This is a genomic window from Robinsoniella sp. (assembly GCF_034124845.1).
The window spans coordinates 1-11,734 of sequence record NZ_JAWYAJ010000389.1 but is presented as its reverse complement, the minus strand read 5'-3'; the positions used below and the strand labels follow the sequence as shown (position 1 = coordinate 11,734).

12 protein-coding genes are annotated in these 11,734 nt (G+C 41.5%); 8 read left to right on the top strand and 4 right to left on the bottom strand.

All coding sequences use genetic code 11. The annotated features are described in order from the left end of the window. Both ACH2DQ_RS19435 and ACH2DQ_RS19430 read left to right on the top strand, forming a co-directional pair. Positions 1–431 (top strand): sensor histidine kinase (locus tag ACH2DQ_RS19435; RefSeq protein ID WP_395027931.1); only part of this gene is annotated, 431 nt, incomplete at its 5' end. A gap of 111 nt (positions 432–542) precedes the next feature. Further along, on the top strand, positions 543–2,906 hold the full coding sequence (locus tag ACH2DQ_RS19430) for an ABC transporter substrate-binding protein (RefSeq protein ID WP_394913406.1): 2,364 nt from the start codon (positions 543–545) through the stop codon (positions 2,904–2,906). 96 nt (positions 2,907–3,002) lie between these two features. Here the strand turns inward: ACH2DQ_RS19430 and ACH2DQ_RS19425 are convergent, their stop codons facing one another. Next, positions 3,003–3,563, bottom strand: a complete 561-nt coding sequence (locus ACH2DQ_RS19425; RefSeq protein WP_394913407.1) for a chromate transporter — start codon at positions 3,561–3,563, stop codon at positions 3,003–3,005. Further along, a complete protein-coding gene (locus ACH2DQ_RS19420) occupies positions 3,560–4,123 on the bottom strand; it encodes a chromate transporter (protein WP_394913408.1) in 564 nt (187 codons plus the stop codon). The genes ACH2DQ_RS19425 and ACH2DQ_RS19420 overlap by 4 nt, the downstream gene beginning before the upstream one ends. Positions 4,124–4,260: 137 nt before the next feature. On the opposite strand from ACH2DQ_RS19420, the gene ACH2DQ_RS19415 reads away from it, so the two are divergent. After that, a complete protein-coding gene (locus ACH2DQ_RS19415; RefSeq protein ID WP_394913409.1) occupies positions 4,261–5,133 on the top strand; it encodes a LysR family transcriptional regulator in 873 nt (290 codons plus the stop codon). 160 nt (positions 5,134–5,293) lie between these two features. Continuing rightward, complete coding sequence (locus ACH2DQ_RS19410) at positions 5,294–6,154, top strand: NAD(P)-dependent oxidoreductase (protein WP_394913410.1); 861 nt, start codon at positions 5,294–5,296, stop codon at positions 6,152–6,154. A gap of 130 nt (positions 6,155–6,284) precedes the next feature. Here ACH2DQ_RS19410 and ACH2DQ_RS19405 read toward each other — a convergent pair whose 3' ends face one another. Further along, positions 6,285–7,280, bottom strand: coding sequence for an ABC transporter substrate-binding protein (locus ACH2DQ_RS19405; protein WP_395027924.1), 996 nt, complete (start codon positions 7,278–7,280; stop codon positions 6,285–6,287). A 191-nt stretch (positions 7,281–7,471) separates the two neighbouring features. Here ACH2DQ_RS19405 and ACH2DQ_RS19400 point away from each other — a divergent pair, with 191 nt between their 5' ends. From ACH2DQ_RS19400 to ACH2DQ_RS19385, 4 genes are all read left to right on the top strand, one after another. Continuing rightward, on the top strand, positions 7,472–9,412 hold the full coding sequence (locus tag ACH2DQ_RS19400) for an OPT family oligopeptide transporter (RefSeq protein WP_394913412.1): 1,941 nt from the start codon (positions 7,472–7,474) through the stop codon (positions 9,410–9,412). A 2-nt stretch (positions 9,413–9,414) separates the two neighbouring features. Beyond that, positions 9,415–9,777, top strand: a complete 363-nt coding sequence (locus tag ACH2DQ_RS19395) for a PqqD family protein (protein ID WP_394913413.1) — start codon at positions 9,415–9,417, stop codon at positions 9,775–9,777. A 255-nt stretch (positions 9,778–10,032) separates the two neighbouring features. Next, positions 10,033–10,755: a phosphatase gene (locus tag ACH2DQ_RS19390; RefSeq protein ID WP_394913414.1), complete on the top strand. Its 723-nt coding sequence runs from the start codon at positions 10,033–10,035 to the stop codon at positions 10,753–10,755. A gap of 71 nt (positions 10,756–10,826) precedes the next feature. After that, the gene (locus ACH2DQ_RS19385; protein WP_394913415.1) at positions 10,827–11,123 is read left to right on the top strand and encodes a YerC/YecD family TrpR-related protein; all 297 of its coding nucleotides are present in this window, start codon (positions 10,827–10,829) and stop codon (positions 11,121–11,123) included. 74 nt (positions 11,124–11,197) lie between these two features. On the opposite strand, the gene ACH2DQ_RS19380 is transcribed toward ACH2DQ_RS19385, so the two are convergent. Next, positions 11,198–11,734: DUF1836 domain-containing protein (locus tag ACH2DQ_RS19380; protein ID WP_395027918.1), on the bottom strand; the 537-nt coding region annotated here is incomplete at its 5' end.

Below are 11,734 nucleotides of genomic sequence, written 5' to 3'. Positions count from 1 at the left end.
ACCTGGGGAAAATGGTAAAAGAGTGTGCCCATAAACAGGATGATCTGTTTATCAGAAAGGAAATGGATGTTCAATATCATTTCGACAGTGATCTGTATGCCTGGGGAGATAAGAAGTTACTGCAAAAGGCGGTAAATAACATTATCAGCAATGCTATCCACTATTCTCCCGATGGAGCCAAAATTCAGATTGAAGCATATAAAGAGGACGGGAAATTGACGGTTCGGGTGGAGAATTCCGGTGTGCATCTGGATGACGAAGCAGTTCCCCGTATATTTGAAGCATTTTACCGTGTTGAAAAATCCAGAAATAGAAATACAGGAGGAAGCGGTCTGGGGCTATATATTGTTAAAATGATTCTAGAACTACACAAAGCAGGCTATCGGATAGAAAATACCTTAACTGGTGTGGCATTTATATTCTCCATCTAAAACACATATAAAATACAAACCATCCACAAATGGATTTGTTAGGATAAAAACGTGCAAAAAATGAGAAAAAGAAATGTAAAATTATTCTAACAAACAGGAGGTTACAGTAAGATGATTCTTAAAAGGATGGCAGGAGTAGTTATGGCAGCGATGTTGTTAACAACCTTCTTAACAGGGTGTTCCACGAATGGAACCAAGCAGTCGGATGGCAGTAATGGCACGGATAAAGGGAATGCAAAAGAGGCTGCTGCTATGGGGAGGTATCTGGAAGAAGATGTTAATCTTCCGGAAGGAATTACAGATATACAGGCATTGTGTGAAATGGAAGACGGCAGCCTGCGATTAGCAGGAATGGGGGAAAAGTATTCCGGAGGTGTCTGGGAAACCAGGGATCAGGGAAAGAAGTGGGAGAAAGTATTTGATTATCCCGAAGAATTAAAGGGAAATGAAATGAAATATTTATCTTCTGTAGCCCTGTCACCAAAGGGAGGCGCAGCTGCAATCATAACTGATTATTCTAAAATAGATATGCAAAGCGGGCAGGGAGAAGTAGAGATCGGCTACTGGACAATGGATGATTCGGGAAAAGCCGCTTCCTTACCGGTGGCTATGGGAGGCAGCAAAGCAGGTGACAGTGGGTCACAAAGCGGTCAGATGGAAATACCACAGTATTTGAACAGCTGGAAATATTCACCGGACAACAAATTAGTAGGTCTGGGAATGGATGGAAAAATTCACATTGTTGATCCCGCAAACGGAGCAGTGCTGAAATCTATCGAAAACAGTAATGCTTACTTTACCAATACAGGTTTTATAGGAAATACATTGGCGGCATATGCAAGCAGCGGCGTTTATTACTATGATATGACTACAGGAAGTGCCATGGAAAAGGATGAGGTACTGAATGAGCAGCTTGGGATCAAGAATGAAAACAAAGGCATTTTGGTTGGCGGAGGTGAATCGGATGTTCTCCTGCAGGGAGGGAAAGAAGATAATATTCTTTACTATTGCAATAAACAGGGTATTTTCCGCCATGTCCTGGGTGGTAATGTATCCGAACAGCTTGTAGATGGATCATTAAATTCTATAGCGGATCCAAGTGTTTCATTCAGCAATATGGCAGCAATGAAAGACGGTACATTCTTCCTGGCTTACCGGAAAGATATGAGCAGTCATCTGGTACGGTATACATATTCCGAAGATACTCCGTCTGTTCCGGAAAAAGAAGTCAATATCTACTCATTGAATGAAAATGCAGAAGTACGGCAGGCAATTGCATTATTCCAGAAACAAAATCCGGATATTCGTGTAAATTATGAAGTTGGGCTTACCGGCGATGATGGTGTCACAGTATCCGATGCAATTCGAACTTTAAATACGAATATAATGGCTGGAAAAGGGCCGGATCTGTTTATATTAGATGGTATGTCCATTGATTCATATGAGAATAAAGGTCTGCTGGAAGATATGAGTGAAATCATAAAAAATGTCTCCAAACAGGATGGGCTCATGGAAAATATTACAAAACCATACGAAAAAGATGGTAAAACCTACGCCATACCAACCAGATTCATTGTACCGGCTATTCAGTCCGCTAAGAAGAACCTGGATGGTATGAAAGATTTAAAGACCCTTGCTGAAACTTTGGAAGGCATGAAACAGGAAAATGCAGATACGGATATATTGGGAATCACACAGCCGGAGGATTTAGTAAAACGATTGTATGATACATCTTCCAGAGAGTGGATCAAAGAAGACGGAACTTTGAAGGAAGATGAATTAAAAGAATTCTTTACCCAGCTAAAGAAAATTTATGATCTTGATAAAAAAGATGGGCAGGCAGATGAAAATAACTCTATGATTATGAATTTTGGAGGTTTTGCTCACTTGAGCGGTATCGGAGATAACTCCATTAGTTATCTTGCAAAAAGTATCATGGCAAATATCGGAAATATCAATTCTATAAATGATATTATGCAGGTACTGGCTGTTGATGGAAAGTTAAAAGACAGTGGCTATAAAACACTGGATGGCCAGGCTTCCAAAGTATTTATACCTGGTACGATGATTGGTATCAGCAGTAAGGCGGCGAACAAAGAGTCTGCAGAAAAACTGGCATCTTTCATGTTATCCAAAGATGCCCAGACCGTAAGCCAGGGAGGGGGATTCCCGGTAAATAAAGCAGCTTTTGATCATATTTTTACAGATGAAGCTGGAAATAGTGTTCCTGCAATGACGGTTTCTACTGTTAGTGAAAGTGGTGTAGATATCTCTCTGGAACTGAAATGGCCTACCGAAGAACAGGCTGCAGAATTTAAGACATTAGCAGAAGGACTGACTACACCTGCAAACACAGACAGCATTATACGGGAAGCAGTAAACAGTGCAGCAGATGACTGCCTGAATGGAACTACAAGTATCGATGAAGCGGTAAAAGCAGTTATGCAGAAAGTAAACCTTTATCTTGCAGAGTAAAACCCAAGCAGGAAGAAAGATGAATTATAGCAGCCGGTTGGATCGTTAACAATATCCAATCGGCTGCTTTTTCTGTACGGAAATATATAAGACAGATTAATAGATGAAATAACCAGCAACACCGGAAAGCACCATAACCAGAATGGGATTCCATTTCCATTTACGAAGCAGTATCAGGCAGGCTCCAAAGAGGAAACAGGCAAATAGATCAGGATGCAGTGCAGAAATATCTAATTCTGATGTTCCGCAAAAAGCGATCAGAATGATCACACCTGCGGAGGATGCAATCAGTCCGGCGGATACTGCTTTCAATCCGGTTAATACCTGTGACATATAACGATTGTTGCGGTATTTATTGAAAAAGCGGTACAGCAATATGGATATGATAAAGCCGGACAGGATACATCCGATTGTAGCGGTGACAGCTCCGGGAATGCCGGCAATTCTCAATCCCGTAAAAGTAGAGGTATTGACTGCCAAAGGGCCGGGAGTCATCTGGGAAATGGTAATAATATCAGTGAATTCCTGCAGGGTAAGCCAATGTTCCAGTTCTACTACCTGTTCCTGGATCAGAGGGATTGTAGCGTATCCCCCTCCGATGCTGAATAGCCCGATCTGCGTAAATCTATAAAAAAGCATGAGCAAAAGTTTTGTCATACAGCCACCTCTTTTCTGCGTAAAAAGCATTCCACAAGGCAGCACAGGGCACTGACTGCAATGATAAGAGCTGCGTTTATCTGCAGGAAAAAACTGGCGATAAAAGCAAGAGGAATCAGAACTGAAAAAAACAGTCTGCCTTCTTTAAAAATGCCCCGGCACATATCATAGACCAAATCTACGATCAATGCTGCCACACCTGCTTCCATTCCCTTTAAAACGGCGGATACCACCGCATTGTCACGAAATGCCTGATAACCGGCACTGATCACGGATAAGATGAGCAGTGCGGGCAGGACAGAAGCCAGTCCGCTGATAACGGCACCCTTTAGTCCGGCTGTTTTATAGCCGGCGAGCACAGAGAGATTAACGGCGATTGCACCAGGTGAGGACTGTGCGATTGCAGCCATATCCAGAAGCTCCGATTCGCTGAGCAGGTTCTTGGTTTGGACAAAATATTTCCGGATCATGGGAATGACTACATAGCCTCCTCCGAAAGTAAATGCGCTGATAAAGAAATTAATTCCAAAGAGCCAGCAGAGCAGAGGTAATTTTTTCATAAGTGAATCTCCTTTACATCATAAATTGTCAAATAATCATTTGGTAGTTTCATTATACCCTTACATGGTATATAATTAAAATAATATTATTTTATATAGAACATAAGAAATTAGTAATGAATTAGGAGGAGTATGAAATGACAATACGCCATCTTCGAATTTTTAAAATCGTCTGTGAAGAAGAAAATATAACAAAAGCAGCAAAAAAACTGTATATGACCCAGCCGGCTGTATCACATGTTATTAACGATCTGGAAGAAAAAATTGGTAATTCTCTGTTTGACCGGGTATCCAAGCGGATTTATCTGAATGAATTCGGAAAACTGTTTTTAGACAAGGCCATCCGTGTACTGGATTTGTACGATGATCTGGAAGGCGGACTAGACTCCTTAAAAGAGCAGGCTGTCTTACAAATCGGTTCCAGCATAACGATCGCTAATTTCTGGCTGCCCTCCCTGTTAAAGAGATTTGAAGCGCAATGGAAGAATACTCCTGTCCGGGTGGAAGTGGAAAGTGCCCGGGTGATTAACGAGAAGCTTTTACAAAATGAAGTGGATCTGGCACTGATAGAAGGAGTTTTTCCCAGAGATAATCTGGTCTGTATTCCCTTTTCTTCTTACCGCCTTGTAGTATTGTGCGGCAATGGACATCCTCTGGCATCAGCAGGTGAGGTGCAGATAGAAGAGCTGGCACAGCAGAAATTACTGCTAAGAGAGAAAGGAAGTGCAATACGGGATACTTTCCACAGTGCAATGACCTTACATAATCTGTCTGTGACTCCTGCCTGGACCAGTGTAAACTCCCAGGCACTGATTCAGGCAGCCAAACATAATCTGGGTGTTACCGTTATGCCCGATATACTGGTGGAAAAAGAATGTGAGAGAAATGAACTTGTGCCGCTTTCGGTAGCGGGACTTTATATGGAGAATCAAAATTATCTGGTCTATCATAAGGATAAGTTTTTGTCTGAGCCAATGCAGGGATTTTTGAAAATTCTGGAAAGTGCCTGAGGGTTCAAGCCTGTGTTCAGAAGGAGTTTAAAATTCCTGGTTCGAAACAGGAACTATTGACATTCAGGTATTAGAGCAGGTAAAATAAAGTTATTGCTTTACCCCTGCTGCATAAAAAGTTCTGCAGTACGAATACCCTATGGGAAAAGGAGACGGTGACATGAAGAAGATTGGTTTTATCGGTGTTGGAATTATGGGAAAATCAATGGTAAGGAATTTAATGAAGGCGGGATATGAAATTTCTTTCTATGCCAGAAATAAGGCAAAAACGGAAGATGTGATAGCAGAAGGAGCCGTTTATCATCCAACTATACCAGAGTGCGTAAATGGCTGTGACGCGGTGATCACAATTGTAGGCTTTCCAAAAGATGTGAGAGAAGTCTATTTTGGAAAGGATGGCATACTGGAGAATGTTTCGGAAGGAACGTATGTTATTGATATGACAACCTCAAGTCCCAAATTAGCCAAAGACATCTATGAAGAAGCCAAAAAACGCGGGATTTACGCTCTGGATGCGCCTGTTACCGGAGGAGATGTAGGTGCTAAAAATGGCACCCTGTCCATATTGGCAGGAGGGGATTTACAGGCATATGAGAAATGTCTCCCGATCTTTGAGGCAATGGGTAAGAACATTCATCTGGAAGGGAAAGCCGGAAGCGGACAGCATACCAAAATGGTGAACCAGATCATGATAGCAGGTACAATATCCGGTATCTGCGAAGCATTTGCCTATGGAAAAGAGAAGGGACTGAATATACAAACGGTTCTGGATTCCGTGGCGACAGGGGCGGCAGGAAGCAGGCAGCTGGAAATGCAGGCTGTTAAAATGCTGAAACAGGACTATGCACCGGGATTTTTTATCAAGCATTTTATTAAAGATATGAAGCTGGCAAAAGAAGAGGCTGAGGCAGACGGACTGACCTTAAGTGTGCTGAATCAGACCCTTGCGGCATACGAAGAACTGGAAAAAAGAGGGGACGGAGATCTTGGTACCCAGGCGCTCATTAAATATTTTGACTGATTAAAATAAAAGGAGAGTAGGGTTTAATTATGGCAAAAAATTACAGGCCCGGAGCAGTTATCGATTGCAGGACAACAGACAACGATAACAATAAAATGCCATCTGCAGAGAGACAGATGGCATTTTATTGTTATTTTGCCGCTTTTTGGGCAAAACTAGTATTAACCAGTTTATCATAAGGTGCACGCTGGCTGAGTTCTCCTGCATTTTCCAGAATATCCTGAAGCAGATTAAAACTGTTTTCTTCAAATACCATGTTATCTTTCCAGGTTTCCTGTTCGTGATAACGTTTTACAATGGTAGTAATGGTTGCCAGATCAGTTTCTTTAAACTGGGGTTCAATAATTTTTGCGATTTCTTCCGGTGTGTGGGAATTCACATAGTCCATACCTTTTTGCAGAGCATCGGTGAAGCCCTGGATAATTTCCGGATTCTTTTTGATGAAACTGCCTTTGGCACTGTATGCGGTGTATGGCACATAACCGGAATCCGTACCAAGAGAGGCAACTACGTGACCGCTGCCTTCTTTTTCAAGAGAAGTGGCACCAGGTTCAAATTCCACGGTAAAGTCTCCCTGGCCGCCGGAAAATGCAGCTGCGGTAGAACCGAAATCAATGCTTTGGTCGATATTTAAATCAGCTGCGGGATTGATTCCGTTTTGTTTTAAGATGTACTCGAATACCATTTCAGGCATTCCGCCTTTTCGGCCGCCAAGAACATTTTTTCCTTTCAGGTCAGTCCAGGTAAAATCAGGCATATCCTGCCTTGCAACCAGGAAGTTTCCTGCACGCTGTGTGAGCTGGGCAAAGTTTACCACATAATCTGAGGCTCCTTCGTTGTAGGCGTAAATGGTTGATTCGCTTCCCATAAATCCGATATCGGCATCCCCCGATACTACGGCGGTCATGGTTTTGTCCGCACCAAATCCTGTGACAAGTTCCAGATCAATTCCTTCTTCTGCGAAATAACCTTCCTGAATCGCCACATATTGGGGTGCATAGAAGATGGAATGTGCCACTTCATTCAGTGTAACTTTGGTGAGTGTGTCCGATTCTTTTTTACAGCCGATACAGGTCAATGCCAGAAGAACCGTAACAGCAGCCAGCAGTAAAAGCTTTTTTTTCATAACTTACCTCCAAAAGTTCTAATGCTATAAGATATGAAAAATTGCGTAAAAGTTGCAAAGAAAACCAACAAATCTAAAAGATAAATGAAAAACATTAACAAATACTAAAGAAATTATGTAAAATTAGTTGATATTATAAACAAAATCATGTTATAATAACACGAACAAAAAAGATAAAGGGAGAAAGACACATGAACGAAAAACAAAGTTTCAAGCCGTATATTCCTGCTGATAAGTCAGTTCCGGAATTTACGCCAACAGCCATCATCCTGGGTGTATTGCTGGCTGTTCTGTTCGGCGGTGCGAATGCGTATCTTGGTCTTCGTGTAGGTATGACCGTATCTGCATCAATTCCAGCAGCCGTTATCTCAATGGGCGTTATCCGCGTCATTTTGAGAAAAGACTCCGTATTGGAGAACAACATGGTACAGACAATTGGTTCTGCCGGTGAGTCTGTAGCTGCAGGAGCTATTTTCACACTGCCAGCGTTATTTTTGTGGGCAAAAGAGTGGGGAACAGCTGCACCATCTTTACTTGAAATCGCAATTATTGCATTTATCGGCGGTACATTAGGAGTTCTCTTTATGGTACCTCTTCGTAAAGCGTTAATTGTACAGGAACACGGTACACTTCCATATCCGGAAGGTATGGCATGTGCGGAAGTTCTTTTAGCTGGTGAGCAGGGTGGTGCAAAAGCCTCTACTGTATTTGCCGGTTTAGGTATCGCAGCAGCTTACAAATTTATCACAGACGGATTTAAATTATTCCCAAGTGAAGTACATTATGAAATTCCTGCTTACAAAGGAGCGGGTGTTGGTATGGACGTATTACCAGCGCTTTTAGGTGTTGGTTATATCTGCGGACCAAAGATTTCATCATATCTGTTTGCAGGTGGTGTACTTGGATGGTTTGTATTAATGCCATTAATCGTATTATTCGGTTCAAATGTTACATTGTTCCCGGCTACTATTCCAATCGCTCAGATCTATGAAGAGGGCGGATCTTTTGGTATCTGGTCTAACTACATCAAGTACATTGGTGCAGGAGCTGTAGCATGCGGCGGTATCTTAAGCTTAATCAAGTCACTGCCACTCATTATCAAAACATTTAAGGATGCTATTAAGGGATACGGAAAAGGCGCAGCTGCTAATTCCAGCATTCGTACTGACCAGGATCTTTCCATGCCGGTTATTATTATCTCTATCCTGGCACTGGCAATTGCTATCTGGCTGATCCCGATTATTCCGGTTAACTTATTCAGTGCTATTCTGATCGTAGTATTCGGATTCTTCTTTGCAACCGTATCTTCACGTATGGTTGGATTGATTGGAAGCAGTAACAACCCGGTTTCCGGTATGGCTATTGCAACTCTGTTGATTTCATCTATGGCGTTAAAAGCAACCGGACAGGTTGGACAGGGCGGAATGACAGCTGCAATCGCAATCGGTTCTGTTATCTGTATTATCGCTGCTATTGCAGGCGATACGTCACAGGATTTAAAGACAGGTTATATTTTAGGTGCCACACCTAAGAAGCAGCAGATTGGTGAGATTATCGGTGTATTAGCAGCAGCGATTGCGATCGGCGGTATCTTATATCTGTTAAATGAAGCATGGGGATATGGTTCTGCTGAACTTCCTGCACCACAGGCTACTCTGATGAAGATGGTAGTAGAAGGTGTTATGGGCGGTAACCTACCATGGAACCTGGTATTTGCCGGTGTGTTTATCGCACTGGTAGTAGAAGTATTAGGTATTCCGGTACTTCCATTTGCAGTTGGTTTATATCTGCCAATCCACTTAAGCACACCTATGATGGCTGGTGGACTTGTAAGATTATTTATTGAAAAGAAAAAGGGAATGGACGAGAAGAAGAAGAAAAATGCCATCGACGGCGGTGTTCTTTACTGTTCTGGTCTGATTGCCGGAGAAGGTTTAATTGGTATTCTTTTAGCAGTATTTGCTATTATTCCGATGTCAGGCGGATCTCTTGGAGATGCCCTTGCAAAAATCGGCGGAGGAATATTCCCGGAAAGTGTTGCTAAGATCGTTGGATTAATCTTCTTTGCACTTTTAATCTTCTCATTATTGAAGTTCTCTTTATTCTTAAAGGAAAAGAAAGCTAAGGCATAAGAATGGCAAAGAAAAACAAGAAGAATTATCTTGACTTTGTTCCAATCTGTAATCCCAAGTTTGAATGGGATCTGGATAAAAAAGGGAACGTAGTCGTTCACATGGAAAATAGAGGCTTCTACAATTGGATTGCCCAGAAAGTATTTAAAAGACCCAGATTCAGTCATATTACACTGGATAACTACGGGAGCTTTGCGTGGCAGCTGATGGATGGCAAAAAAACAGTATTTCAAATCGCAAATGAGATGAAAGAACAGTTTGGAGATAAAGCCGATCCGTTGTACGAACGTATGACGAGATTTTTTCAGACCTTGTATCAGAACAATTTTATTGGTTATGTGAGTGAAAAGAAAAAGAAAAAATAATTACAGACAGCCCGGTGTTTTAGCCGGGCTGTTTTTCTGTGAAAGACACTCACCATGATACAAAATGATCACAACGGGAAATCGGAACTTGAAATTTCCAGAGGAAACACGTATAATAACCATGTTAGAGCGTACAGAAAGATATTTTTTAATGCGCTTACGTACTCCATCCGGCGAGTTTGATTTCTGGCCGCAGGAAGTACTGGAAGCTCATAAAGCTTGATGAGCTGTTAGAAGAGAAAGAAGGTTAAGGAGATGAAATACGTATTAGATTCACATACACATACGCTGGCCAGCGGACATGCATACAGTACAATACACGAAATGGCCTACCAGGCTGCGGCAAAGGGTCTGGAACTGCTGGGCATTACCGAGCACGCGCCCAAGATGCCGGGAACCTGCCATGAGTACTACTTCATGAACCTGCGTATTTTAGAGCGCAGCATGTGTGGGATAGAAGTTTTATTCGGTGCGGAAGTTAATATTTTAGATTATGACGGTAATCTGGACATGGATGACAGCCTGCTTAAGAAAATGGATGTGGCAATTGCAAGCCTGCACACACCCTGTATCAAATCAGGAACAAGAGAAGAGAATACAAGGGCATGTCTGAATGCCATGAAGAATCCGTACATCAACATAATCGGGCATCCCGATGACAGCCGCTTCCCGCTGGACTACGAAGCACTGGTACTGGGGGCAAAAGAGCATCAGGTATTGTTAGAACTTAACAACAATTCCTTACATCCCCTTGGAGCCAGGGAAAATCCAATTCCGAATGATATCGCAATGTTGGAAATGTGTAAGAAATATCAGGTGCCTATTATCTTAGGCAGTGATGCTCACTGTGCTGCAGATGTAGGGAATCATCAGTTTATCGACCAGTTGTTTGAGTGTTTTGATTTTCCGGAAGAACTGATCGTAAATCGTTCTGTAGACGAATATAAAAAGTATATCAACCGTTATAAAAATCGATAAACTTCTTTACACTAAAGTTTTGCTGTGCTAATATATAAAGTACAACGACGAACGAATGAAGGGGTAATTTTATGAGCAAAAAAATCAGGACAGAAGCAGTAGACCAACTGTTTGAGGCTATTTTAAACTTAAAAGATAAAGAAGAATGTTATTTGTTCTTTGAAGACGTATGTACTGTTAATGAATTGCTTTCTTTATCACAGCGTTTTGAGGTGGCTAAGATGCTGAGAGAGCATAAGACTTATCTGGAAATTGCAGAAAAGACAGGGGCATCCACAGCAACCATCAGCAGGGTAAACCGATCATTGAACTATGGTAATGACGGTTATGAAATGATATTTGACCGTATGCAGGAAAAAAAGCAGTAATAATGAAAACAGGATATTAGAATATAAAACAGGCAAAGAAGCTTATTGGAAAGCACTTTGCCTGTTTTTATGATTTATTTTTTACTTTTTTCTTTTTCTGGATTTTTCTTCGGTAGTTCATCAATTAATTTTTCAATCAGCTGCTTTTTAATATATACATCAAAACTCAGCAGACAAATAAAAGAAAAGTATTTCAGGAATCCCTGATCTTCTTCATCTGCATTTTCAAAGGTCTTCTGGGAAGTATTGTATTTTTCCAAAATATCCTTAGAAATTTTATCTACCTGGCTTTTCTCCAAACTGAATACTTCCTGGTAGAGTGACTCCATATTAAAATCGGTCTCATTGTGAAAGTACTTTTCCGTAATGGGGTGGAGCAGTGTCTGAATGTCTGTGATGGATAGCACGCCTTTAAAATAATATATAAAAATCAAAACCAGCAGATGTTCTTTTGAATACTTTTTCTTCAGCGGCGGCGGAAGCAGGTCGTTTTTCGCATAATTGTTAATCATGGTCTTGGTCAGGACTTTATCATCTGTATTTCGGTTCGAATGGGCTAAGTGCGAATCCATAAATGTAGTTTCCTGGTCCATGTATAGGTCAATATTTGG